The following is a 25,262-nucleotide window of genomic DNA, read 5'->3' as shown; positions in this document are numbered from 1 at the left end:
ACATGGCATATAAGCACGAGGGACTTATCCAGCCGTTAAAGCAGTTAAAAGGTATGGAACAGCTTATTCGCGCACTCTTGGACCATAAAAATGGCAAAGTAATTAACATGGTAGATGCTTGTAAATCTCATTTTGTATACGGTGTAAGTTGTTTTATAGAGAAAACCACAATCTTTATTACCTATGATGAGGCCAGTACAAAAAGACTTTATGAGGATATGCAGTTCTTAAAAGGGGAGGAAAGTGTCTATATCTATCCTGCAAGAGATATTCTTTTTTATAATGCAGATGTGCATAGTATGGATATTACATCAGCTAGAATCAGGGTGATAGAGGCGCTCATGACGCAGGAGGATATTGTTGTTATCATTCCGATAGAAGCACTTTTAAATCCACTTTCGCCACAATCAGTTTGGAAGGCGCATATCAGAGAGATAAAAGTCGGCGATACCATAGATATTGAAAAATTAAGAGCCTATTTAATTCAAATAGGTTATGAAAGAGTGGCTAGGGTAGAAGCAGTTGGACAGTTTGCAATAAGAGGCGGTATTATAGATATTTATACATCTATAGCGGGTGAACCTTATAGAATAGAGCTTTGGGATGATGAAGTAGATTCTATAAGGGGTTTTAATGTGCAAACACAACGTTCTATCGGTAAGATAGAAGTAGTTCGCATCGTACCTAATCAAGAGATTATTTTTCCTTTAGATCTTTTAAAGCAAGCTATTCCAGAAATAAAAGCAGAACTTAAAAAAGTATCTGCCAAGCTTATGGAAGAAGGCAAAAAAGAAAGTGCCAAGACTATACAAATGCAAGTAAAGGAAGCTATAGAGCAGATACAAAACGATATTAGCCCAAGAGGACTTGAGTTATATGTTCCTTATACTGATATGGAAGTTGTATCGATATTAGACTATATTAATAAAGATGCGATATTGTATATTGATGAACCGGTTAAAATTAAAAAAAGGAGTATGACAACCCTTTTAGAGTACCAAGAAAGCATGAAAGACAGGCTTGAATACGGACACATCATGCCAAGGCAAATAGAGCTTATTTTTGAGTATGAAGATATTATTAAAAAGATAGAGCGGTTTACAAGTCTGTTGCTGATGAATTTCGATACAGAGGTTAAAGAAGTAGACATAGCTTATACACTTCCTTTAAAAGTTTATGAAAACACTGCTGTATATAAGAGTGTTGATCTTCTTGAGAAAGATATCAGAACATGGAAAAATAACGGGAAAGGAATTATTATTCTATCTGGAATTAAAGCTAAGGCGCAAAGATTATATAATGAATTAGAAGAAAGAAGTCTGACGACTACTTATACAGAACAAGTTTTATATCCTGTCCAAAAAGGCCAAGTTATTGTGACTAAAGGCTCTTTGCAAAAAGGCTTTATGTATGAAGATATTGACTTTTATATTATAGCGGATAAAGATTTATTTGGAAAAGATAAAAAGTCTAAGAAGACTAAAAAGAAATATCAAGGCACTAAAATTGAGAGCTTTCTCGAACTTACCCCTGGTGATTATGTGGTGCATGAACTTCATGGGATAGGTATTTTCAAGGGGATCGAGCAAATTGTACTTGAAGGAATAAGCCGTGATAACCTTAAGATAGAATATGCAGACAATAATACATTGTATGTTAATATTAATCAGATGGACATGGTTCAAAAATATATTGGAGCAGAAGGAAAGACCCCGAAGCTGAATAAAATAGGTGGGGTAGAGTGGAAAAAGTCAAAAGCAAAAGTCAAAAAAGCTATTAAAGACATTGCAAAAGATTTGATTAAGCTTTATGGGGAAAGACAGCACACGAGAGGTTTTGTTTATGAACAAGATACACTGTGGCAAAATGAATTTGAAGAAATGTTTCCCTATGAAGAAACCAGTGATCAAATAGAGGCGATAGAAGATGTGAAAGGTGATATGGAAAGCGATAAGGTTATGGATCGTCTTATTTGCGGAGACGTAGGGTATGGTAAAACAGAAGTGGCGATACGTGCTGCATTTAAAGCGGTTCAAAATAATAAGCAGGTTGCTTACTTGGTTCCAACTACTATACTTGCCCAGCAGCATTACAATAGGTTTGCAGAAAGAATGGCAGACTACCCGATTCAGGTAGAGCCGCTCTCAAGATTTCGAACACCAAAGCAAATTAAAGATACACTTCAAAAATTAGCAAAAGGACAAGTGGATATTATTATTGGTACCCATAGGTTATTATCAAAAGATGTGAGATTTAAAGACTTAGGACTTGTTATTATAGATGAAGAACAACGTTTTGGTGTAACACATAAAGAAAAATTAAAGCAGTTAAGAACAGAAGTTGATGTGATGACCTTAACAGCTACCCCTATTCCTAGAACACTTCATATGAGTCTTATAGGCATAAGGGATATGAGCGTTTTAGAAGAGGCACCTTTAGAACGAAAACCCGTACAAACCTATGTCATTGAGTATAGTGAAGACTTTATAAAAGATGCTATTAACAGAGAACTCGTCAGAAATGGGCAAGTTTATTTTCTTCATAATCAAGTAAAAGATATAGATGAGAAAGCACAGCGGATTCAAAAGCTCATACCCCATGCAAGAGTTTCATTTGCCCATGGACAAATGAATGAAAGAGAACTAGAAAAAATTATGCTGGCTTTTATTAATGGGGAAATCGATGTGCTTGTATGTACAACCATTGTGGAAACTGGCCTTGATATATCAAACGTTAATACAATTATTATCAATAATGCTGATCAGATGGGGCTTAGTCAGCTTTATCAGCTTAGAGGACGTGTGGGGCGCTCAAATAAAATGGGGTATGCCTATCTGATGTATCAGAAAAATAAAGTTTTAAAAGAAATTGCAGAAAAGCGTCTTCAAGCTATCAAACAATTTACAGAACTTGGAGCAGGTTTTAAAATTGCTATGCGGGATTTAGAAATAAGGGGTGCTGGGAACCTACTTGGCGCGCAGCAACATGGTCATATGGATACGATAGGCTATGACTTGTATTGTAAAATGCTATCGCAGGTTGTAAGTGAAGAAAGAGGAGAGAAGATAGAAGAAGATTTTGAAACAACAATAGAAATTAAAATTGATGCGTATATCCCTTCGACCTACATTCAAGACGAAATTCAAAAATTAGATATTTATAAAAAAATCGCTTCTATTCAAACAGAAGCTGATTATTTTGATATTCAAGAAGAGATTGAAGATAGATATGGCACACTTCCTTATATGGTTCAAAATCTATTAGACATAGCGCTTATTAAAGCATTAGCACATGATATGTATATTAACTTGGTAACAGAAAATGAGCGTATCGTCCTATTTAAATTTAAACCAGATGTGAACCTTAATGCAGATAAATTGCCGGAAGTTCTGAGTGCATATCCTAAAATACTAAAATTTTCAGGAGGCAAAGAATCTGTTCTTAAAGCAAAGTTAACAGATATACCTAAAAAGGAAATGCTTGCTTATATTAAAAGTATATTACAAACGATTAAAAAATTGAAGAGTTAATGGTTTTAAGCTATAATGAAAAATAGATGATTGACTTATTATTAAGAGCATCGAGACGAACTATAAGGAGAGATAGAAGTGAAAAGAGTAAAGAAAATACTAGCAAGGCTATTAGCAGCAACGATGATCACTATTATGCTCATAGGGTGTGGTGCCACTGAAAATACAGTAGTTACTATCAATAATGAAAAAATATCAGAATCACTTTATAGAATATATTTATGGACTACACAGCAAGAATTTGAAAGTCTTACACCTAACATATGGGATATGGAGCTTGAAGGCAAAAAAACTGAAGATGTAGCTAAAGAAAGAGCGTTGGATTCAATAAAACTTTCAGTAGCAGCTAAACAAAGAGCTAAGGAGCTTGGTATACAATTATCTAGAGAAGAAAAATCAAGCATTAAGGATAAATCTAAAGAAATTATACAAAATAGACCAGAGCTTGTAAAAGAACTGGGCTTTAAACAAAGGGATGTAGAAGAATTTTTAAGTTATGGAAGTCTTATAGAAAAGGTCATTCAAAGAATTAGTGAAAGTTACATGCCAAATGAAGATGAGATCAGTGCAGAAATGGAGCTTATTAGAAGCGATTATGAAAAGGTTACAGTAAAACATGTTCTTATTGGTAATAAAGATGAGCAAGGAGACGATCTGCCGGCAGATAAGATGGAAGCTGCACAATTATTAGCAGAAGAAATATTGCAAAAAGCATTAGCGGGAGAAGATGTAGCAGAACTTGCTAAAAAATATTCAGAGGATCCAGGATCTAAAGATAGTGGTGGAGAATATACGTTTGGAAGAGGCCGTATGGTTCCAGAATTTGAAGAAGCTTCCTTTACCGGTGAAGTAGGCAAAGTTTACCCAAAACTTGTAGAAACATCATATGGTTATCATATTATTAAGATAGAAAATCATGAACTAGGAAGTGAAGATCAAATTAAAGAAGACAGTAGGGAGCGTATTAAACAAAGATTTGCAGCCAATGAACTTACAGAGCTTAGTGAAGCTATGAAAGTTGAGAAAACTGAAGCTTATAATAATATTCATATTATAAGAAGTGATACTCCCAATGCAGCAGAATCTCAAGCTATAGAGCCTAGTACAGAAATACTAGTTCCTGAGTCTGAAAATGAGTAAAATTTGTAAAAAACTAATAAAAAAGACTAAGTCATTAGAAAGATGACTTAGTCTTTTTTATTAGCCGAATTAATCTATTGATTATTGGTAATAATACAATTAGAAATGAAAAGTTCAATTTACTTATGCATATTATGCTAGATTATGTAGCATAATAATTGTAAATTACAATTTACAATATACGCATTTAGACATTAAGGAGGTTGTTTTGTTTGAAAGCAACAGGCATCGTTAGAAGAATAGATGATTTAGGCCGTGTAGTTATTCCAAAGGAAATAAGAAGAACATTACGTATCAGAGAGGGAGATCCACTAGAGATTTTCACTGATAATGAGGGGCAGGTTATCCTTAAAAAGTACTCACCTGTAGGAGAACTTAGTTCCTTTGTAAAAGAGTATGCAGATGCACTTGCGCAAGCTACAGGGCATATTACCTGTATCTCTGATAAGGATCAAGTTATAGCAGTAGCAGGAGGTTCAAAAAAAGAATTTCTTGATAAAAGTATTAGCAGCAATTTAGAAAAAATTATTGAAAATAGAGCGATATTTAAGGCAACTAAAGATGATTCGAAATTTGCTCCAATTTTATCAGAAGGATCCACAGAAGGATACTATTCAGAAGTTATATCTCCTATTATTTGTGAAGGCGATGCAATTGGAGCGGTTATTTTCTTGTCTCCAAATAAAAATAGTCTTATGGGAGAAGTAGAAGAAAAGTTAGCTCAGTCTGCAGCTGGGTTTATAGGTAAACAAATGGAACAATAATTTTGAAAAGCCAATGACTTCATAGAAGTTACTGGCTTTTTAGAGGTTTATGAGGTAAAATTTTAGAAAAGTATTTTAGGAGGCAAACTACTTATGCAAGATCAAACATATACTTATGACAAACTTATTCAGATTATAGAGCAGCTTAGAGGAGAAAATGGTTGTCCTTGGGATAAAGTTCAAACACACAGTTCTTTAGTACCTCATTTATTAGAAGAAAGTTACGAACTTGTAGATGCAATCAATCATCAGGATACTCTTAATATGAAAGAAGAATTAGGGGATGTACTGCTTCAGATATTACTTCATGCGCAAATAGGAAAAGAAGAAAATGTATTTACTATAGATCAAGTTATAGATGGTTTAGCCCGGAAACTTATCTATAGACATCCCCATGTATTTAAAGCTGAAAAAGATATAAAAACGCCAGAAGAGGTGATTGTTTCATGGGAAGAACTTAAAAAGAAAGAGAAGAAAGAAACATCTGTAAGTTCTTCAATTGACAGAATAGCAAAAGCTTTGCCAGCACTTGTAAGAACTCAAAAAGTACAGAAAAAAGTAGCCAAGGTAGGCTTCTTTTGGGATAGTTATTTACCAATAATTGATAAGGTTATTGAAGAGCTTGAAGAGACGAAAAGTGCTATAAAAAATGGGAATAAAATCCAAATAGAAGAGGAATTAGGAGATTTACTGTTTAGTGTGGTCAATTTATCAACTTTTTTTGATTTAAATCCTGAATTTGCCTTGACAAAGTCATTGGAAAAGTTTATAAATAGATTTAGATATATTGAAAATTCAGCGTTTGCGCAAGGAAAGCAGCTTGTTGATTTATCGTTAGAAGAGATAAATAATTTGTGGGAAACCTACAAGTTAAGCGAGTGAATGACGCTAAATTTTCAATACATATATCCATGTTAGGAACATGAATAGAGGAGGAACTATAATGAACAAGTCTGAATTAGTAGCAGCAATGGCTGCAAAAGCAGAAATTAGCAAAAAAGATGCTGAGAAAGCTCTTAAAGCATTTGAAGAATCAGTGATGGAAGAACTTAAAGCTGGGGGAAAAATTCAGTTAGTTGGATTTGGAACATTTGAAGTTACAGAACGTAAACCAAGAGTAGGAAGAAATCCAAAAACAAATGAAGAAATGCCAATTCCAGGTGGTAAGGCTCCAAAATTCAAACCAGGTAAAGCTCTGAAAGATGTTGTTAAAGGGGAATAAATAATTATATATTCATAAATCTACACAACTTGTGTAGATTTTTTTTACTTCTTTAAATAAATTGGAGGATGTTATGCGCATTGATAAATATTTAAAGCTGGCACGTATTATAAAAAGGCGTACAATTGCTCAAGAAGCTTGTGATCATCAAAGAGTACTTGTTAATGACAAAGTTGCTAAATCAAGCACGGTAGTTAAAATAGGTGATATTATAGAGATAAAATTTGGTACACAAACTGCAAAATATGAAGTGTTAGAAATTAAAGAGCATGTTAAAAAAGAAGAAACAAATAACTTGTACCGTATTCTGTAATAATTATCTTTTCCTTTCATATAAATAGTTAGTATAAGACTATTTATATGAAAGGATGAGAGAGATGGAAGAAAAGATGACAAGGAAACATGTTGTAAATATCGTGGATCGAGAAAGGCTGTCTATAACAGGGGTTACGGATGTATTTTCTTTTGATGAAGGCATTATAGAATTAGAAACGAATGAAGGGTACATAGAAATTAAGGGAGAAGATTTACATATTGTTAAAATGAATATAGATGATGGCGATATGATAGTGGAGGGGACTGTGACAGAACTTATATATCATGATCATCAAGGGACTGTTAAGAAAAAAGGTTCTATCATATCAAAATTATTTAAATAAGATGGTGATCTGTTATGAATCAAATAGTAAGTAATCAGTCTCTGCTCTTTATAACCTGTGCTCAAATTGGTATCGTTATGGGTATTTTCTTCGATCTCATAAGAATTTTCAGAAAAATAATTAAGCACCCAGACATTTTAGTTCAGCTTGAAGATTTAATTTATTGGATCATTTGTGCACTTATCGGATTTTATATGCTCTACATTAATAACTATGCTGCAATAAGACCCTTTGTTTTTATTGGTATTTTACTTGGTGCAATACTTTATTTTGCAAGTTTTAGTATAGTATTTATGAAGATTGCAACGATTGTTATTAACTACATAAAAGCATTAATACATAAGATCATCAGACTTTTGCTTATACCTATTAAGGGAGCAGTTCGTATACTTAAAGTTCCTTTAAAATATGCCTCGGGTAAACTAAGCGCTGCAAATTATTATAAAAAACGCCGCCTTAGAAGGTTAAGAAGGAAATGGTACCATACAAAAGCGGATATACGCACAGAACTTAGAATTAAAAAAGACAAAAAATGATTTACAATTTATAGTAAATTAGATAAGATAAGATTAAGTAATACTTAGTGTTTAGTTATTATTTAATCTAAGGCTCAAAGTAGGGATACAAATGAAAAAGATAAAGCAGAATATTTTTCGCCTGACCTTTATAATTACGATCCTGATTGTAGTCATACTTGGTATGAAAGGCTATCAGCTTAATAAACTTATCAAACGTGTGGATCACCAAATAAGTATGGATAAAAAAGAACTTGGTATCAATGCGGAACAATTAAAAAGTTTACAAAATGAGATCACACAAATGGATACGCTTGAATATATTGAAAAGGTAGCAAGAGAAGAGTTGGGAATGGTAAAAGAATCCGATATTGTTTTTAGAGAAAAGCAATAGCTCTAATAATAGACCATTTGTTGCTATACTTAAAATTAATAGCGCGGAGTGGAGCAGCTAGGTAGCTCGTCGGGCTCATAACCCGAAGGTCACAGGTTCAAATCCTGTCTCCGCAATCTAAAAGATCACCTCATTAACTACAGGGTGGTCTTTTTTTGAACTAAAAATAAAAAGCATACATACCTTTAGTTATGCAAATAATAAATGAATTGATCAGAAGATTGCACACTTGATAAAAAAATAGGATAATTATAAAAAAAATAGTTGAATAATCATTGGCTTAACATATATGATAGAGATATAAAGGAGTGATAGAATGTTAGAATTAGAGCAGTTGCAAATAGCTCTCCAACCTTATAAAACAAAATTGATTGAAATGGGGAACTCTCTTTGACATTGCAAGATTAAAAGAGATTACACATGAATTAGAACAAGCCTCTATGGAGAGTAATTTTTGGGATAATACTGAAAATGCACAGAATATATTACAACAGCTTAAGGGATATAAGGAACTCGTCGACAAATATGAGAAGTTATGTGCGGATTATGAGGATATATTTATTCTGATTGAGATGGCTAACGAATCTGAAGAGGACGAGCTGGCCGAAGAAGCTAAAGCATGCGCCAAAGGTTTTCAAAACAGTTATGATGAGATGCTTATTGCTACATTATTAGATGAGCCTTATGATAAAAATGATGCGATTTTAGAACTTCATCCAGGGGCGGGCGGTACTGAGGCTTGTGACTGGGTAAGTATGCTTCTTAGAATGTATACAAGATGGGCAGATTCAAGAGGGTTTAAAGTACAAGTATTAGACTATTTAGAGGGAGAAGAAGCCGGGATTAAGTCTGTCACGCTTCAAGTAAGCGGGCAAAATGCATATGGGTATCTTAAAGCTGAAAAAGGTATTCACAGATTAGTACGTATTTCACCTTTTGATTCTTCTGGAAGAAGACATACATCCTTTGCATCCTGTGATGTGATACCACAAATTACAGATGAAATACAAGTGGATATTAAAACAGAAGACTTGAGAATTGATACCTATAGGGCAACGGGAGCTGGTGGACAACATATTAATACAACAGACTCGGCTGTCCGTATTACGCATTTACCGAGTGGTATTGTCGTACAGTGCCAGAATGAACGCTCCCAAATTCAAAATAGAGAAAAAGCGATGCAGATGTTAAAAGCAAAACTTTATGAAAAAGAAAAGCAAGAAAGAATGGATACCCTAGATGGCATTAGAGGAGAAAAGAAAGAGATCGCCTGGGGAAGTCAGATTAGATCTTATGTGTTTCACCCATACAATCTTGTAAAAGACCATAGAACCTTACACGAAACAGGCAATACAGGGGCTGTTATGGATGGAGATATAGATAAATTTATGAATGCATATTTAGCTTGGATACACCAACGGGATTAAAAAAATAAAGGGGGATTAGCGTATGGCAACAAAACAAATCGTAGTGTTTAAGTTATTAGACCAAGAATATAGCATTGATATCATGAGGGTTCTAGAAATAGGCAACTATGAGCCTGTAAGAAAGGTTCCTGAAGTACCGAAATACATTGAGGGAATTATTAATTTAAGAGGAACTATTTATCCAATACTAAATTTGAGAGAAAGACTTCATATGCCAAAACATGAAGCACTTCATGAGACAAAAATTATTTTAATGAATTTAGAAGAAGCAAAAGTAGGTTTTATGGTAGATAGTGTTTGTGAAATATTAACTGTTGATGAAGATGAGATAGAAAAAACACCACGTATGCTTGAGAAATATGAAAGTAAATATATTAATGGTATTATTAAAAAAGAAGATAGAATTATTGTAATCTTTGATGTAGATTTACTGCTGGCGGAAGATGATGAGAAAATACTTTTAGAGATTGCTGAGTAGTGAAGAAAATGAAGCTTGGCTATGGGAGGAGCATTCCTCCTTTTTAGATTCAAAATTTATTTTATGAAACAGAATGAGTTACATCAAAGGATCAGCTAGGAGGATTAGTGGCATGAGAACAATTGTTGTTGCAACCCAGAATGCGGGTAAGGTAACCGAAATAAAGAAAATGTTAGAAGACTTAGATGTAGAAGTAAAGACGATGGATGAGGCAGGGATAGATCTTGAGATAGAAGAGACAGGAACTACTTTTGAAGAAAATGCGATTATAAAAGCTGAGGCACTAAAGGCACATACAGATGCAATTATTCTTGCGGATGACTCGGGGCTTGAAATAGATCATTTTGGAAAAGAACCGGGGGTATATTCAGCGAGATATTTAGGAAAAGATACGCCGTATACAGTTAAAAATCAAATCATATTAGATAGATTGCAAGATGTTCCTAAAGAACAAAGAACAGCAAGATTCGTTTGTGTTATGGCAGTGGCCGCCAAGGACATAACAACAATCACGACAAGAGGAACTATAGAAGGCTATATAGGGTATGAAGCGAGAGGGACCAATGGCTTTGGGTATGATCCGATATTTTTTGTTGAAGCATACAATACTTCTACAGCAGATATGTGTTCAGATTTAAAAAATGCAATTAGTCATAGAGGGGAAGCCCTTAGACAAATGAAAGAAAGGCTAAAAGGCATATTAGAGGTCTCAAAATGAAGGTGCTAGTCATTAGCGATACACATCGCAATATACAAAATGTAATTCACGTAATAGAACGCATTAGACCGCTTGGAGTAAGTACAATTATTCATTGTGGAGACCATATAGGGGACGCACATAAACTAAAAAAACTTTACCCAGATATCGAAATATATGCTGTTTATGGTAATTGTGACGGAATGGCGTATCCAGAAGAATATACTCGTGTTGTTGTAATAGAGCAAGTATCTATACTGATTACCCATGGTCATCGATATGGTATCAAATGGGATGATTATAGTGAACTGCTTATAGACGCTGAGGCGGAAGGTGCAAAATTAGCAATATGTGGTCATTCGCATTCTGCATATCTCAAAAAAGAGAAGGGGATAATACTTTTAAATCCAGGAAGTATCACCTTACCAAGAGATTCGAATTATCCATCCTATGCGATTGTGGATCTTGAAGATGGCAGGGTTAAAGATATATCTATCATGCAGATCATAGAGAATTCAAGGGTTTGTACACATCCGGCTTATACGCTTTATAAAAATAAATAAAAAAAATAAAAAAAAACATCAAAAGGTGTTGACGTATGCAAAGAAGTTATGTATAATACATTTTGTCGGTTGAGCCAAAAGAGTTTGGGAAATCGATTGAAGTGATGTTTTTTTAAGCGGGTGTAGTTCAATGGTAGAACACCAGCCTTCCAAGCTGGTCACGTGGGTTCGATTCCCATCACCCGCTCTATGTATCCATAGCTCAGCTGGATAGAGCAACGCCCTTCTAAGGCGTGGGTCCGGGGTTCGAATCCCTGTGGATACGTATGGTGGGGATAGCTCAGTTGGTTAGAGCACCAGATTGTGGCTCTGGGGGTCGGGGGTTCGAATCCCCTTTTCCACCTGTTTAATTAAAATAATGGGCTGTCGCCAAGCGGTAAGGCACAGGACTTTGACTCCTGCACTCGAAGGTTCAAATCCTTCCAGCCCAGTTAAAATCTTAAATGATTTGTAATAGGATAATACGGGTCACTAGCTCAGTTGGTAGAGCACTTGACTTTTAATCAAGTGGTCCCGGGTTCGAATCCCGGGTGGCTCATATGCGGGTGTGGCGGAATTGGCAGACGCACTAGACTTAGGATCTAGCGCCTACGGCGTGCAGGTTCAACTCCTGTCACCCGCATTTATAACCAAATAATCAAACTATTTGCGGGTGTAGTTCAATGGTAGAACACCAGCCTTCCAAGCTGGTCACGTGGGTTCGATTCCCATCACCCGCTTTTTGTATCCATAGCTCAGCTGGATAGAGCAACGCCCTTCTAAGGCGTGGGTCCGGGGTTCGAATCCCTGTGGATACGGTTTGATGGGCTGTCGCCAAGCGGTAAGGCACAGGACTTTGACTCCTGCACTCGAAGGTTCAAATCCTTCCAGCCCAGCTTAATTAAAAAAGATGCGTATTGCTAAAATACGCATCTTTTTTAGTTTTTTATCCAGTCTGTGGGCAACGAGTTTACTTAGGTATACCATTAAGCGATAAGTAGTTGTTTTTGTAGCGGTTGTCATAAGTAATATCTTTGCCAAACCATAATGGGGGATTAAAACGGTCGGCATCGTCAAGAGTTGGGAACTCAACTTCTACAGTCATAAGTCCCTGTAAGTTTCCTTGGTAAATATCTAGTTCCGCTGTCAAGTCGTTGGGAAGAGGGATGAAATAACGTGTTTTGGCGATAGGCTCGCCCTCGAGTTTAGCACAGAGTGAAGTGTATTGTTCTTTGGTGATTGGGAGTTCAAATTCTTCCCTTATCATAGTGCCTTTAGATTTTATTGTAAGCCAGAAGTTGTTTGCGATTTCTCTTATGCGTATTACAGGGTCCATCGCAATGTATCCTTGGGTGAGTGCTTTATTTGGATAGTGATAGAGTAAGGGGCATTCTTTAACTAAAAATTTACGTTCTATTTCCATATTAGCTATACCTCCGCAGCTATTTGCTTGATCAAAAGTTTACGGATTAATTTTAACATAGTTGTTTAGAAAAAACCTCTATTAATTTTTTAAGTGTATGTACTATAATAAAGTTAATTAAGATGTGCTTGTTAGAGGAAAGTAAAGAAAGATAATGAGATGACTTTAAGAGAGGGTGGTTGGTATATGAAAATAGCTGTATATTTTGCAGAAGGGTATGAAGAACTTGAAGCATTATCTGTAGTAGATGTATTAAGAAGAGGCGAGGTGGAAGTTATCATGGTAGGGGTAACGGGGACACAGGTAAAAAGTGCCCGTAATATTAGTATTCAAATGGATTGTGTTATAGATGAATTGAATCATGATGCTATTGATATGATTGTACTGCCTGGGGGTGTGCCTGGGATTTACAACCTAGAGAAGAATGAATTGGTACTAGAAAACATTAAATCATTTAAATCACAAGGTAAATGGCTGGCCGCTATTTGTGCAGCGCCGAGTATACTTGGCAAATGCGAGCTGCTTATAGGTGAGAAAGCAACTTGCTATCCAGGAAATGAGAAGTATTTAAAACAATGTGAATATATAAATGAAGGAACTGTTGTCAGTCATAAGATTATAACCAGCAAGGGAGTGGGAACAGCTTTAGAATTCGCATTTACCATATTAAAGGTCCTAAAAGGCAAAGGTGTTGCAGATACAGTTAAAGAGGCGATGCTTGTAAGAACTATATAATTAAGGCTGCTTAATACGAAGCAGTAAAGGAACACAATGCCTAAAAGGTTTATTGTGTTCCTTTACTGCTTGCAAAACAAACGCGTATAAGTAAAAATATGTAGTAATACTTTACATGGTAAAGATAGTCGTATATATTCTTTCAAATACTAGGGATAATTCATTATCATTTATGTACTGAACATTTAATTCATCAAATGCACTTTTTACTTTATGTATATTGAGTTGGTAGATATGAGAAATCATTTGTGGATCATAAACCTTTTCGGCACCATACTGCCATTGGCGTTTAATCAGTTTGCAAATATAGCTTGGCAAACTAAATAATAAACTAAAAAAGCTTATTTTATCAATAGTTGAAATTTCTAAGCTGCTCATGGCATCTAAGAGATCGTCTGTTTCTACAGATAATAACTTAGCAACATCACTTGCCGCATAAGGTATGGTATTCGATTTTAAAAAAATATCTATTTCCTCAAGTTTGGGACGTATATTTTGGCTATATATTTTGTCGAAACTTACAAGGGATATACACTCGCTAGAAAATTTATCCATAGCAATAAATCCTTCCTGTATTAAAATAACATGTTACAAAACTATTACATACATTTATTATAAAACAAACCCTATAGTGAATACTATATGTAATACTTGGAATATAATAAGATGTAAATAAATACTATATTTGTCTATAGAAATAGTATACAATTAAATATGGATTTTATAAATGACATATGATATAATAATTGAATGTTAGTTTAAAATGCTATATTTATGCGTTGGCATTACTTAAAATGGACTAAAAACCTTAAGGAGGATAAAATAATGAATACACAAATGGAAAAGATGGAAAGAAGTCAGGTAAAACTTACAGTAGAAGTAAGTGGAGAACAAATATCTAAAGCGATAGATAAAGCTTATCAAGCGATGAAAAAAGACTTTAATGTACCAGGTTTTAGAAAAGGGAAAGTGCCTCGCCCAATGGTGGAAAAAATGTACGGGATAGAAGTGTTCTTTAATAAGGCAGCAGATATTGTTATAGATGAAACATTATGGGATGCTATTGAAGAAAACAAAGTTGAAATTGCAGCGCGTATCAGACCTAATGAGCTGGAAGTTGTCGAAATGACAAAAGAAGCTATGAAATATACAGCGATTATTACAATTAAGCCAGAAGTAGTTTTAGGTGACTATAAAGGATTACAGGTTGAGGTAGAGCAATTAGCAGTAGCAGATGAAGAAATTGATAAGCAAATTACTGCAGAGGCAGAAAAAAATGCACGTGAAATTACAGTTTCAGACAGAGCGGTAGAAGATGGTGATAAAGTTATTATTGATTTTGAAGGCTTTGTAGACGGTGTACCATTTGAAGGTGGAAAAGCCGAAGATTATACGCTTGTTATTGGTTCAAAATCATTTATTGATACCTTCGAAGAACAATTAATCGGAAAATCAATTGGAGAAGAAGCAGACATCAATGTAACTTTCCCAGAAGAGTATCACTCAAAAGAATTAGCTGGAAAAGCTGCAATGTTTAAAGTAACTATTAAAAGCATTACTGTAAAAGAATTACCAGAAATTAATGATGACTTTGCGTCAGATATTTCAGAATTTGATACTTTAGCTGAATACAAAGAAGACATTAAGGCAAAACTGTTAAAGCAAAAAGAAGCAAATAAAGCTTCACAAACTGAACAAAAAGCTATAGAAGCAGCAGTGAAAAATGCAACGATAGAAGTTCCAGAAGCTATGATTGAAGAACAAGTAGATAGAAATATTAAATCATTTGCACAGCGTATGCAATCACAAGGACTGCAAATCGAGCAATACTTACAGTTTACAGGTCAGACAATGGATAGCTTTAGAGAAAATTTCAAAAAAGATGCCGAAAATCAAATAAGTACACGTTTATTATTAGAAAAAGTTGCTGAGACAGAAAATATTACAGTATCTGATGAAGAGCTAGATGAAGAGTTAAAGGCTATTGCAGCGCAATACCAGATGACTTATGAAGAACTTAAAAAATCATTTGCTGAATACGAGAAAGAAACTTTATCAGCTGATGTTAAAGTTCAGAAAGCAGCTAAACTTATAACTGATTCGGCTCAAGTAGTAGAAATTTAAGTATAAGAAGATGTGAGGAGGCGACTAAAATGAGTTTAGTTCCAGTTGTTGTTGAACAAACCAATAGGGGAGAAAGATCATATGATATTTATTCCCGTTTATTAAAAGATCGTATTATTATATTAGGAGATGAGGTTAATCATATTACAGCTAACCTTATCGTTGCACAGCTTTTGTTTTTGGCGGCTGAAGATCCTGATAAAGATATTATGCTCTATATTAATAGTCCAGGTGGATCTATCACAGATGGTATGGCGATATATGATACAATGCATCATATTAAGCCAGCTGTTTCAACGATTTGTATGGGTATGGCGGCAAGTATGGGTGCCTTTTTGCTTGCAGGAGGAGCAAAAGGTAAGCGTTTTGCGCTTCCAAATGCAGAAATTATGATCCATCAGCCTTTAGGTGGTGCTAAAGGTCAAGCCACAGATATTCAAATCCAAGCAGAACATATTCTTAGAATCAAAGATAGAATGAATCGCATGCTTGCGGAAAATACGGGGAAACCTCTAGAAAAAATAAAACAAGATGTGGAAAGAGATTACTTTATGACGGCATTAGAAGCTAAGGAATATGGCATAATAGATAAAGTCATAGAACCACAATAATAAAAGAGAGGTGTGCAATGCCTACAAAATTTGATGATACAAAACAACTACGCTGCTCTTTTTGCGGCAAAACACAAGAACAAGTCAAGCGTCTTATTGCAGGGCCTAATGTGTATATTTGTGATGAGTGTATAGAATTGTGTTCAGAAATTATTGAAGAAGAATTAGAAGGGGCTTATGAAGAAGACGAAGCTGTAGACATGCCAAAGCCTAAGGAAATTAAAGCACACTTAGATGAGTACGTTATAGGGCAGGAGGATGCTAAAAGAGCATTAGCTGTTGCAGTTTATAATCATTATAAACGTATTCATAAAGCACCTGGAAAAAAAGGGGATGCAGAAGTTCAAAAAAGTAATATTTTGCTTTTAGGGCCTACAGGCTCAGGAAAAACATTACTTGCACAAACTCTTGCAAAAATGCTTAATGTACCTTTTGCAATTGCTGATGCAACGTCTTTAACTGAAGCTGGCTATGTAGGTGAAGATGTAGAAAACATCCTGCTTAAACTTATTCAGGCTGCCAACTATGATGTAGATAAGGCACAAATAGGTATTGTTTATATTGATGAAATAGATAAAATTTCTAGAAAATCAGAAAATCCATCTATTACAAGAGATGTAAGCGGAGAAGGTGTACAGCAGGCACTACTTAAGATATTAGAAGGCACAGTAGCGTCAGTACCACCACAAGGCGGAAGAAAACATCCACATCAGGAGTTTATTCAGATTGATACCACAAATATCTTATTTATTTGCGGAGGAGCCTTTGATGGGATTGATAAAATTATTGAAAACAGACTGGGCAAAAAGACTATTGGATTTGGATCAGCTTCTGTAAGTAAAAAAGAAAAAAATGTAGGAGAGCTCCTTAAACATATCGAACCTCAAGATCTAATAAAATTTGGTTTGATACCAGAGTTTGTTGGAAGGGTTCCGGCCATTGTTTCTCTTAATAATTTAGATAAAGACGCGCTCGTACAAATTCTTACTGAACCTAAAAATGCGCTTACTAAACAATATAAGCAGTTATTTGAACTCGATAATGTTAACTTAGAATTTGATAAAGAGGCACTTCTAGCTGTTGCAGATCTTGCTATTGAGAGACAGACGGGTGCTAGAGGGCTACGTGCCATTTTAGAAACTGCTCTCCGGGACATTATGTATGAAACGCCTTCAATGGCTGATCAGATTGAGAAGGTTATTATTAATCAAGGTGTTATTAAAGACGGTAAGAATCCTTCTATTGCCTATAGCGATAATGTAAAAACAAAAGGTAAAAATAAAAAGACTGATAATGAATCAGCATAAGCTGTTAGTTTATACTAACAGCTCTTTTATATGCTGATTTTAAAAAAATAAGATAAAAAACTATTAAGAAGTATCCTTTTTAATACTCTTGGCAATACTTGAAAAGTATATGAATAACTAACAGGAGGATACTTTATGTTGCAAGGGTTTTTATTAGGGGTTCAATTATTTTTTTCCTTTGTAATTGGAATCTATTTTTTATTACAGCTTAAAAATCAAACAAGTTCAAAGGCGAATATACACAAGGATGCTACTATCCAGTATGAAAAAATGAATGCGCTTAGAAATATTTCACTTACAGAGCCTTTATCAGAAAAAATGAGGCCAAAAGAAGAACGAGATATTATTGGACAAGAGGATGGACTTAAGGCCTTAAAGACAGCTTTATGTGGGCCTAACCCACAACATATTCTTATATATGGCAGTCCTGGTATTGGAAAAACTGCAGCAGCTAGAATAGCGCTTAATATAGCGAAGCTCTCAGAAGGATCACCATTTAAGAATGATGCTAAATTTATAGAAATAGATGCAACAACACTTAGGTTTGATGAAAGAAGTATTGCAGACCCTCTTATAGGATCTGTGCATGACCCCATTTATCAGGGTGCTGGTGCTTATGGACCGGCAGGTGTTCCTCAGCCTAAGCCAGGAGCTGTAACAAAAGCTCATGGAGGTGTATTATTTATTGATGAGATAGGAGAACTTCATTCTGTTCAAATGAATAAACTTTTAAAAGTTCTAGAAGACAGAAAAGTTTTTCTAGAAAGTTCTTATTATGTAGCCGGAGATGAGAATATTCCAAGGCATATTCATGATGTATTTAAAAATGGGCTCCCAGCAGACTTCAGACTTATAGGAGCAACAACAAGAAGTCCAGAAGATATCCCAATTGCATTAAGATCAAGATGTGTAGAGATATTTTTTAAAGACTTATCTTATGAACATATTATTTGCATTGTAGAAAATGTATTAAATAAGCAAAAGATTGATATTGTAAAGGATGCGAGAGACCTCATTGCTAAATATTGTACGAACGGCCGTGATGCAATTAATATGCTGCAAACAGCACATAGTCTGGTTCGGTTAGAAAAAAGAGAAAATATAGAAGAAAAAGATGTAGAATGGGTCATACAAACAGGTAAATATGCTCCGAGGATTGATAAAAAAATCAATAAAGGGTATCATATAGGTAAAATAAATGGACTAGCAGTATCAGGACACGGACAAGGGATGGTACTTGATATAGAAGCTGTTGCTAGGCCTACTCATAAAGAGAACGGTGAAATTAAGATTACAGGTATTATAGAACAAGAAGATCTTCATATGAAGCATAGTACGATTAAAAGAAAAAGTATGGCATCAAGTTCTATAGAAAATGTACTCACCATTCTAAAAATGAGATATAATGTTGATGTAAATAACTATTTAATGCATGTTAATTTCACTTCAGGCATCCCTATAGATGGGCCTTCAGCAGGCATAGCTATTTTTTGTGCATTATATTCAGCCTTATTTGATAAGAAAGTATCAGGTGAGATAGCAATGACTGGAGAAATATCTATTCAAGGCCTTGTTTATCCTGTAGGGGGAGTTTATGAAAAAGTTTTAGCCGCAAAGAAAGCCGGTGTTAAAAAGGTAATTATTCCTAAAGATAATATGCAAGACTTGCTTTTAAATACAGGCATAGAAATTATACCTGTAGAAACCATAGATGAAGTTATTAAGCATGTATTTGAAGAAGATATACGAGATCGAGCAAACGCAATATTACACGCATAATAAAAGCGACACAAATAAAGAGGGTGGTAGTATGAATAAACAAATAAAGCATGTACCTATGCTTGCCTTAAGGGGTATTACAGTATTTCCAGGGATGGCAATACACTTTGATGTAGGAAGAAGTAAATCATTAAAAGCTATAGAAGAAGCAATGGCAAAAGATGAGATGTTGCTGGTTGTAGCTCAAAAAGATGCAAGTGTTGACGAACCTGAACAAGAAGACTTATATGAAATAGGAACGCTTGTTCATATTAAGCAAGTTGCAAATCTTAAAGAATCTGCAGTCAGAGTTTTAGTTAAAGGGGAGCAGCGCGCAAAAATTATTTCTCTTGAAAATGAACCCTTTATGTATGCAAGTATAGAGGTAATGACAGAAGAGGAACAGCCAGCTGATATGGAGCAAGAAGCTATGCTTAGAACCATAGGTGAATTGTTTGAAAAGTATGCAGCTATGAGTGCGAGAATATCAGAAGAAATGGTTCAAGGGATACTTAGTATTAATAATATGGTAGAAATAGTAGATATTATTATAGCAAATATGACACTGGAAGTTGAGAAGAAGCAAGAAATTCTGGGGTGTTTTGATATCAAAGACAGAATGTATCAAGTGATTAAGATCTTAGATGCTGAAATTCAAATTCTTACAGTACAAAAAAATATTTATGCAAAGGTCAAAAAAAGTATAGACCAATCTCAAAAAGAATATTTTTTAAGAGAACAAATTAAAGTAATCCAAGAGGAGCTAGGAGAAAAAGACGGTGTCTTAGAAGATATTGCCTCCTATGAAAAAAAACTTGAAGCTTTAAATTTACCAGAAGAAGTAAGACTTAAAATGCAAAAAGAAATTAGAAGACTAAATAAAGTATCAAGTGCATCACCAGAAAGTGGAACCATCAGAACTTATATTGATACAGTATTAGACCTGCCTTGGGGGATCAAAACGAACGAAAATATAGACTTAAAACAGGCTCATATTATTTTAGAAAGAGAACATTATGGACTTACTAAAATAAAAGAAAGAGTTTTAGAATACCTGGCGGTTAAAAAAATGTCTCACCAAGTAGAAACGCCTATCTTATGTTTAGTGGGGCCGCCAGGGGTAGGTAAAACCTCTATAGCAAGATCTATAGCCCAAGCTATAGGAAGAAATTATGTAAGGATATCTCTAGGCGGCATAAGAGATGAATCAGAAATAAGAGGGCATAGAAGAACTTATGTTGGGGCAATACCTGGGAGATTCGTTTATGGTCTTACGCAGGCAAAATCTATGAATCCCCTTATTTTATTAGATGAAGTTGATAAAATGATGGGAGATTTTAGAGGTGACCCAGCAGCGGCACTTCTGGAAGTACTAGATAGTAATCAAAACAGTAATTTTAGAGATAATTATTTGGAAGTACCTCTTGATTTATCAGAAAGTATGTTTATAGCTACAGCTAATAGTTTAGCGAGTATCCCCAAACCCTTATTAGACAGAATGGAAATTATAGATATTAATAGCTATACGGGCAATGAAAAACTTTATATCAGCAAAAAACATTTAATGCCAAAGCAGCTTAAACGTCATGAGCTTACTACAAAAAATCTTAAGATGAATGAGACGAGCTTAAACTATATTATAGAACATTATACTAAAGAAGCAGGCGTTAGAAGTTTAGAAAGAATGTTAGCAAAGGTTTGCAGAAGAGCCGTTAAAGAAATGATTGAAAGAGACGTTAAGAGCATACGTATCACACCCAATAAGTTAAATGAATATCTAGGAATACCTCGCTACTTATATGAAAAAAAGAATGAAGAACCTGAAATAGGTGTTGTAAGAGGTCTGGCTTGGACATCTGTAGGAGGAGATACGTTATCTATTGAAGTAAATACTATGCCCGGTAAAGGGCAACTTCAGCTTACCGGAAAAATGGGAGATGTGATGCAGGAATCTGCAAAGGCTGCGCTAAGCTATATCAGGTCTAAAGCGAAAACACTTCAGATAAGAGAAGATTTTTATAATACTTGCGATATACATATTCATATACCTGAAGGGGCTGTGCCAAAAGATGGCCCGTCTGCTGGTATTACTATGGCAACGGCTATTATATCAGCACTTACAGAAAAACCTGTAAAAGCAGATATAGCTATGACAGGGGAGATCACGATTAGAGGAAGAGTTCTGGCTATAGGCGGATTAAAAGAAAAACTTATAGCAGCTAAAAGAGCCAATATTAATCATATCATTATACCAAAGCCAAATGAAAGAAATATTAAAGAGATAGAAGAGAATATTTTAGAAAATCTTAACATCATCTATGCCTCAACCATGGATGAAGTACTGCAATATGTATTTGCATAAAAAAGGAGAAAAGCAATGAATGTAACTAAGTCAGAAATGATTATAACAGCAGGAAACAAAAGTCAATTTCCAGAGCATGAATTACCTGAAATAGCTTTTGCCGGCAAGTCTAATGTCGGCAAGTCTTCACTTATTAACGCCATTGTAAATAGGAAAGCGCTGGCAAGAACAAGCTCTCAACCTGGAAAAACACAAACAATAAATTTTTATAACATTCAAGACGCAGTAATGTTTGTTGACCTACCAGGGTATGGCTATGCAAAGGTTTCTAAAGAACAAAGAGAAAAATGGGGTAAATTAATTGATAGTTATTTGCAGGAAAGAATTCAGCTTAAAAAGGTTATTCTGTTAGTGGATATAAGGCATGAAGTAGGCGCTAATGATAAAATGATGTATGATTGGATCTCTCATTATCATCAAAATGTTATTGTAGTAGCGACCAAGTTAGATAAAATTAAAAGAAGTCAAGTTCAAAAACATTTAAGTATCATTAGAAAAGGACTTGAATTATCAGCTGATGATGTATTGATTGGATTTTCGGCAGAGACAAAACAAGGGAAAGATGAATTATGGGAAATTATAGAGAATGGTATTAATACTGACATATAGAACGAAAGGTTTACGGGGGTAATAGGGGGGAGAATATGATTAAAAGAGATCTATATTGTTTAAAAAATGATAAACTAGAATTATCCATATTAGATGAAGGCATAGAAGAGATAGAAGAAATAATGCTTGATACGACTTCGGATGAAGAGGATGCAGGTGGTTATGAAATGAACGTACCACCTATTGGGGAAAGCACATTACAGGTATCAGAAGAAGTTTATAATACTTTAAAAATAATGGGAGAGTTTTTGACGCAGACAGAATCTACAGATATAACAGATCTTCCCAAAACTTCTAAGGCACATACACTATCAGAAACAATGCTTGTGGAAGATACTCAAATAATAAGCAAAATGATTGCAATACGAGATTATATGAACCATCCAGCAACTTTGCAGCAAAGCAGTATAGATGCATTGCTGCTCACTCAGCTGGGGGAGGTTAAGCCTAAATTTCAATATGCAGATGAATTGAGGCAAAAAATAGAAGATCAAATAAAAAAAATTAAAGACTATAGGTAGTAATAGATAGCTATTATTAAAGAATTATTTTATTTTTAGGGTAATATATGTTGACACAAAAATCAAAATATGATATTATAATTTTCGTCGGAAGAAACAAATTAGTTTATGATGATGATGTGCGTGAGTGGCTCAGTGGTAGAGCATCTCCTTGCCAAGGAGAGGGCCGCGGGTTCGAGTCCCGTCTCGCGCTTGTTATCGGGGTGTGGCTCAGTTTGGCTAGAGCGCCTGATTTGGGTTCAGGAGGCCGCAGGTTCGAGTCCTGTCACCCCGATTTTTTTAATTCATTTGTAAGATGATCTGAATATAAGTCTTCCAAATAAAAAAAGATGTCGTTATCATTGCGACATCTTTTTTTATTTGGAAAGCAGCTGAAGAATTTCACTATAAAGTGTAGAAGCACTAGTTTTCCATTTATTACACAGTTCAATAGCTTGTTTCTTTGAACCAACACTTACACTAAGTTCGATAAGACTTGAATTATTTTCTGTAACTTTACAATTTACAATATACTCGTTAGATTTATTCGGTGTATATTCGGCGTGTATGTCTAATTCGCTTCTTAATTTTCTCCAATTGGCCTCTATAAATAGGTCTAGTTCTTTTCTAATAAAATCAGGAATTCTAGAAGAGAAAAAATCCAAAGTTTCAACACCTTTATCTGTTATCTCAAAATAAGAAGTATTATTTTGTTTAGAAGTCATAATAAAATAAGATTTTTCTAGCTCATTTAAATACTGCTGTAAGGAAAAATAGTTAGTATAGCCTCTTTCTAATATAATTTGGGTCATTTGGGAAAGAGATAGTGGTATTTTAACTTGAGATAAAAGATAAAGTATGATGAGTTTATTAATCGTAAAATCTTCATGATTATTAATCACAGAACTCCTCCTCACACTTTTTACTAATATTGTATATTAAAAACAAACGAAACTCAATATGTGTTTAAATATTTCCCCTGATAGATATCATTAATTTTAAAATAATGATTTAATTCATTTAAGAGCTGCTTTTTGTTTTTAGTCCATAAAGGAGCTATGAGGTGGTCTGCATCACCATCTCCAGTTAATCTATGAACAACAAAGGTGGGAGGCAATATTTTTAGTATTTCACCAATGGTAAAAATATAATCAGTCTTAGAAAGTAAGTTAAAAGGCTGTGTAAGATAAATTTCTCCAAGAGGAGAGTTATCGAGCACATGAAGCATATGAAGCTTAATACCTTGTAAGGAAAAACTACTGATATACTTGATAGTTGATAAGATGTCCTCTAGTGTTTCGTAAGGAAATCCTATAATAAGATGTACAACAGTTTCGATTTTTTTTGATGAGAGCTTATACATGGCTTGTTCAAAACATTCTAAGGAATAACCTCTATTAATCCATTTCGCAGTTGCTGGATTAGCACTCTGAAGACCGAGCTCAATCCAAAGATGTGTCCGGTGATGGAGTTCTTCGAGATAATCAATTATTTCATCATTTAAACAATCAGGTCTTGTAGCTATAGCGATACCTACTACATCAGGAAAACTAAGGGCTTCTTCATAACGGGCCTTCAATAAAGCAAGAGGGGCGTAGGTATTAGAGTAGGATTGAAAATAAGCAATGTATTTATGGCTGTTAGACCATTTCTTTGAAAGTATACCAATAGATGCATGAAGTTGTGAGGTAATAGATCCAGCATGAGACGGAATAAAGTCACCACTTCCTTTTTCACTGCAAAAAACACAGCCTTCGGAAGAAAGAGAACCATCTCGGTTTGGACAAGTAAAGCCGGCATCAATAGAAAGTTTGATGACTTTTTCACCGTGTTTTTCTCTTAAAAAGTTATTAAGGCTATAATAAGGTTTATTTTTTATCATGAGTTAAGTCCTCGCAGTAAAATAACTATGTAATATTTTATATAAAATAATAAGATAATATAGATATAGATTTCACATCTATATCTATATTATCTTATATAAATTAGTGAAGTGCAAGGAGCATCTCTTCTTTACGTAGCCGAATCTCTTCACATATATCTATAATACGCTGCCACTCGTCTTCTATAGTAATCGTTCGGGCAAGATTAATGAAATCCTGACGTAATTTTTCGGTATAGTTTCTTTTAATTGTATCTACTTCTTCATCATCCGAGCTTGATCCAAGTGCGTTTAAAAAGTCTTTAGCGCGTTTAGAGGAAACAAAAGGAAGATAAGGTTGTATAGCATCTAATATTTTTTGGAGTTCGTCATATTGTTGTTTAAATGGATTGTTTTCAACGTTATCCATATAAACAAAAAAAGATTCCAAATTTAAAAATCTAATATTTTGGATAGAAGAATAATCAAAACTACTTAAGACGTGCCTAAATTGAAGCAGATGATTTTCTAGTTGTTGTTTTGTAAGCAAAGTTGACATTAAAAAATCCCCCTTTTTAAAAAATAAAAATATATCTCTGTATAC

The 25,262-nt window shown here is 34.6% G+C and carries 26 protein-coding genes and 12 tRNA genes; 33 read left to right on the top strand and 5 right to left on the bottom strand.

What is annotated here, in order from left to right:
* Positions 1 to 2 precede the first annotated feature (2 nt).
* From mfd to BN3326_RS20285, 23 genes are all read left to right on the top strand, one after another.
* Positions 3 to 3,530: a transcription-repair coupling factor gene (gene mfd, locus BN3326_RS20395; RefSeq protein WP_070001080.1), complete on the top strand. Its 3,528-nt coding sequence runs from the start codon at positions 3 to 5 to the stop codon at positions 3,528 to 3,530.
* Positions 3,531 to 3,608: 78 nt separating this feature from the next.
* On the top strand, positions 3,609 to 4,670 hold the full coding sequence (locus tag BN3326_RS20390) for a peptidylprolyl isomerase (RefSeq protein WP_070001079.1): 1,062 nt from the start codon (positions 3,609 to 3,611) through the stop codon (positions 4,668 to 4,670).
* Between the two features lie 212 nt (positions 4,671 to 4,882).
* Positions 4,883 to 5,434, top strand: coding sequence for a stage V sporulation protein T (gene spoVT / locus BN3326_RS20385; protein ID WP_070001078.1), 552 nt, complete (start codon positions 4,883 to 4,885; stop codon positions 5,432 to 5,434).
* Positions 5,435 to 5,527: 93 nt separating this feature from the next.
* Entirely contained in the window at positions 5,528 to 6,316 is a 789-nt protein-coding gene (gene mazG / locus BN3326_RS20380) for a nucleoside triphosphate pyrophosphohydrolase (RefSeq protein WP_070001077.1), read from the top strand.
* Positions 6,317 to 6,377: 61 nt separating this feature from the next.
* Positions 6,378 to 6,656, top strand: coding sequence for an HU family DNA-binding protein (locus BN3326_RS20375; RefSeq protein WP_070001076.1), 279 nt, complete (start codon positions 6,378 to 6,380; stop codon positions 6,654 to 6,656).
* Between the two features lie 73 nt (positions 6,657 to 6,729).
* Positions 6,730 to 6,969, top strand: a complete 240-nt coding sequence (locus tag BN3326_RS20370) for an RNA-binding S4 domain-containing protein (protein WP_070001075.1) — start codon at positions 6,730 to 6,732, stop codon at positions 6,967 to 6,969.
* 64 nt (positions 6,970 to 7,033) lie between these two features.
* Positions 7,034 to 7,315: a sporulation protein YabP gene (gene yabP, locus BN3326_RS20365; RefSeq protein ID WP_070001074.1), complete on the top strand. Its 282-nt coding sequence runs from the start codon at positions 7,034 to 7,036 to the stop codon at positions 7,313 to 7,315.
* 14 nt (positions 7,316 to 7,329) lie between these two features.
* On the top strand, positions 7,330 to 7,851 hold the full coding sequence (gene yabQ, locus BN3326_RS20360; protein WP_070001073.1) for a spore cortex biosynthesis protein YabQ: 522 nt from the start codon (positions 7,330 to 7,332) through the stop codon (positions 7,849 to 7,851).
* Positions 7,852 to 7,942: 91 nt separating this feature from the next.
* On the top strand, positions 7,943 to 8,224 hold the full coding sequence (locus tag BN3326_RS20355; RefSeq protein WP_070001072.1) for an FtsB family cell division protein: 282 nt from the start codon (positions 7,943 to 7,945) through the stop codon (positions 8,222 to 8,224).
* A gap of 42 nt (positions 8,225 to 8,266) precedes the next feature.
* Positions 8,267 to 8,340, top strand: a tRNA-Met gene (locus BN3326_RS20350).
* A 200-nt stretch (positions 8,341 to 8,540) separates the two neighbouring features.
* A protein-coding gene (gene prfB, locus BN3326_RS20345) for a peptide chain release factor 2 (protein WP_207646382.1) occupies positions 8,541 to 9,651 on the top strand; the annotation gives its coding sequence in 2 pieces (ribosomal slippage) (positions 8,541 to 8,615 and positions 8,617 to 9,651; 1,110 coding nt in all).
* 22 nt (positions 9,652 to 9,673) lie between these two features.
* On the top strand, positions 9,674 to 10,129 hold the full coding sequence (locus tag BN3326_RS20340; RefSeq protein WP_070001070.1) for a chemotaxis protein CheW: 456 nt from the start codon (positions 9,674 to 9,676) through the stop codon (positions 10,127 to 10,129).
* Between the two features lie 112 nt (positions 10,130 to 10,241).
* Positions 10,242 to 10,847 carry an XTP/dITP diphosphatase gene (locus BN3326_RS20335; RefSeq protein WP_070001069.1) on the top strand — a complete coding sequence of 202 codons (606 nt, stop codon included), beginning with the start codon at positions 10,242 to 10,244 and terminating at the stop codon, positions 10,845 to 10,847.
* Positions 10,844 to 11,389, top strand: coding sequence for a metallophosphoesterase family protein (locus tag BN3326_RS20330; protein WP_070001068.1), 546 nt, complete (start codon positions 10,844 to 10,846; stop codon positions 11,387 to 11,389). Before BN3326_RS20335 ends, BN3326_RS20330 begins: the two co-directional genes overlap by 4 nt.
* A gap of 116 nt (positions 11,390 to 11,505) precedes the next feature.
* A tRNA-Gly gene (locus tag BN3326_RS20325) sits at positions 11,506 to 11,576 on the top strand.
* Between the two features lie 4 nt (positions 11,577 to 11,580).
* Positions 11,581 to 11,654: transfer RNA gene (locus BN3326_RS20320), tRNA-Arg, on the top strand.
* 3 nt (positions 11,655 to 11,657) lie between these two features.
* Positions 11,658 to 11,733 (top strand) — tRNA-His (locus BN3326_RS20315).
* A gap of 15 nt (positions 11,734 to 11,748) precedes the next feature.
* Positions 11,749 to 11,820, top strand: a tRNA-Gln gene (locus tag BN3326_RS20310).
* Between the two features lie 34 nt (positions 11,821 to 11,854).
* A tRNA-Lys gene (locus BN3326_RS20305) sits at positions 11,855 to 11,927 on the top strand.
* 3 nt (positions 11,928 to 11,930) lie between these two features.
* Positions 11,931 to 12,011 (top strand) — tRNA-Leu (locus tag BN3326_RS20300).
* Positions 12,012 to 12,037: 26 nt separating this feature from the next.
* A tRNA-Gly gene (locus BN3326_RS20295) sits at positions 12,038 to 12,108 on the top strand.
* A gap of 4 nt (positions 12,109 to 12,112) precedes the next feature.
* A tRNA-Arg gene (locus BN3326_RS20290) sits at positions 12,113 to 12,186 on the top strand.
* Positions 12,187 to 12,192: 6 nt separating this feature from the next.
* Positions 12,193 to 12,264 (top strand) — tRNA-Gln (locus tag BN3326_RS20285).
* Positions 12,265 to 12,338: 74 nt separating this feature from the next.
* Here BN3326_RS20285 and BN3326_RS20280 read toward each other — a convergent pair.
* Positions 12,339 to 12,791: a CYTH domain-containing protein gene (locus BN3326_RS20280; protein WP_070001067.1), complete on the bottom strand. Its 453-nt coding sequence runs from the start codon at positions 12,789 to 12,791 to the stop codon at positions 12,339 to 12,341.
* Between the two features lie 186 nt (positions 12,792 to 12,977).
* On the opposite strand from BN3326_RS20280, the gene BN3326_RS20275 reads away from it, so the two are divergent.
* On the top strand, positions 12,978 to 13,526 hold the full coding sequence (locus BN3326_RS20275) for a DJ-1 family glyoxalase III (RefSeq protein WP_070001066.1): 549 nt from the start codon (positions 12,978 to 12,980) through the stop codon (positions 13,524 to 13,526).
* 111 nt (positions 13,527 to 13,637) lie between these two features.
* On the opposite strand, the gene BN3326_RS20270 is transcribed toward BN3326_RS20275, so the two are convergent.
* Positions 13,638 to 14,081 (bottom strand): hypothetical protein, encoded by a 444-nt coding sequence (locus tag BN3326_RS20270; protein ID WP_070001065.1) that lies wholly within the window; start codon positions 14,079 to 14,081, stop codon positions 13,638 to 13,640.
* Between the two features lie 270 nt (positions 14,082 to 14,351).
* Between BN3326_RS20270 and tig the strand changes: the two genes are divergently transcribed.
* The 9 genes from tig to BN3326_RS20225 all read left to right on the top strand — a co-directional run bounded on the left by tig (position 14,352) and on the right by BN3326_RS20225 (position 23,092).
* Positions 14,352 to 15,650, top strand: a complete 1,299-nt coding sequence (gene tig / locus BN3326_RS20265) for a trigger factor (RefSeq protein ID WP_070001064.1) — start codon at positions 14,352 to 14,354, stop codon at positions 15,648 to 15,650.
* A gap of 29 nt (positions 15,651 to 15,679) precedes the next feature.
* Positions 15,680 to 16,261 (top strand): ATP-dependent Clp endopeptidase proteolytic subunit ClpP, encoded by a 582-nt coding sequence (clpP, locus tag BN3326_RS20260; protein ID WP_070001063.1) that lies wholly within the window; start codon positions 15,680 to 15,682, stop codon positions 16,259 to 16,261.
* 17 nt (positions 16,262 to 16,278) lie between these two features.
* Positions 16,279 to 17,568, top strand: a complete 1,290-nt coding sequence (gene clpX / locus BN3326_RS20255; protein ID WP_070001062.1) for an ATP-dependent Clp protease ATP-binding subunit ClpX — start codon at positions 16,279 to 16,281, stop codon at positions 17,566 to 17,568.
* A 135-nt stretch (positions 17,569 to 17,703) separates the two neighbouring features.
* Positions 17,704 to 19,347: an ATP-dependent protease LonB gene (gene lonB / locus BN3326_RS20250; RefSeq protein WP_070001061.1), complete on the top strand. Its 1,644-nt coding sequence runs from the start codon at positions 17,704 to 17,706 to the stop codon at positions 19,345 to 19,347.
* A 31-nt stretch (positions 19,348 to 19,378) separates the two neighbouring features.
* On the top strand, positions 19,379 to 21,688 hold the full coding sequence (lon, locus tag BN3326_RS20245; protein WP_070001060.1) for an endopeptidase La: 2,310 nt from the start codon (positions 19,379 to 19,381) through the stop codon (positions 21,686 to 21,688).
* Positions 21,689 to 21,703: 15 nt separating this feature from the next.
* Positions 21,704 to 22,297 (top strand): ribosome biogenesis GTP-binding protein YihA/YsxC, encoded by a 594-nt coding sequence (gene yihA, locus BN3326_RS20240; protein ID WP_070001059.1) that lies wholly within the window; start codon positions 21,704 to 21,706, stop codon positions 22,295 to 22,297.
* A gap of 35 nt (positions 22,298 to 22,332) precedes the next feature.
* The gene (locus BN3326_RS20235; protein ID WP_070001058.1) at positions 22,333 to 22,818 is read left to right on the top strand and encodes a hypothetical protein; all 486 of its coding nucleotides are present in this window, start codon (positions 22,333 to 22,335) and stop codon (positions 22,816 to 22,818) included.
* A gap of 121 nt (positions 22,819 to 22,939) precedes the next feature.
* Positions 22,940 to 23,011 (top strand) — tRNA-Gly (locus BN3326_RS20230).
* A gap of 6 nt (positions 23,012 to 23,017) precedes the next feature.
* Positions 23,018 to 23,092: transfer RNA gene (locus BN3326_RS20225), tRNA-Pro, on the top strand.
* Between the two features lie 82 nt (positions 23,093 to 23,174).
* On the opposite strand, the gene BN3326_RS20220 is transcribed toward BN3326_RS20225, so the two are convergent.
* From BN3326_RS20220 to BN3326_RS20210, 3 genes are all read right to left on the bottom strand, one after another.
* Positions 23,175 to 23,699, bottom strand: coding sequence for a DUF4364 family protein (locus tag BN3326_RS20220; protein ID WP_070001057.1), 525 nt, complete (start codon positions 23,697 to 23,699; stop codon positions 23,175 to 23,177).
* Between the two features lie 53 nt (positions 23,700 to 23,752).
* Complete coding sequence (locus BN3326_RS20215) at positions 23,753 to 24,679, bottom strand: tRNA modification radical SAM protein MnmL/YtqA (RefSeq protein WP_070001056.1); 927 nt, start codon at positions 24,677 to 24,679, stop codon at positions 23,753 to 23,755.
* 103 nt (positions 24,680 to 24,782) lie between these two features.
* Positions 24,783 to 25,217 carry a hypothetical protein gene (locus BN3326_RS20210; protein WP_070001055.1) on the bottom strand — a complete coding sequence of 145 codons (435 nt, stop codon included), beginning with the start codon at positions 25,215 to 25,217 and terminating at the stop codon, positions 24,783 to 24,785.
* Between the last annotated feature and the right edge of the window lie 45 nt (positions 25,218 to 25,262).

This window comes from Cellulosilyticum sp. I15G10I2 (assembly GCF_900095725.1).
In the GTDB taxonomy this organism is placed as follows: domain Bacteria; phylum Bacillota; class Clostridia; order Lachnospirales; family Cellulosilyticaceae; genus FMMP01.
Note: the sequence above shows the minus strand (reverse complement) of the source record. Positions and strands in the feature narration are given on the sequence as shown.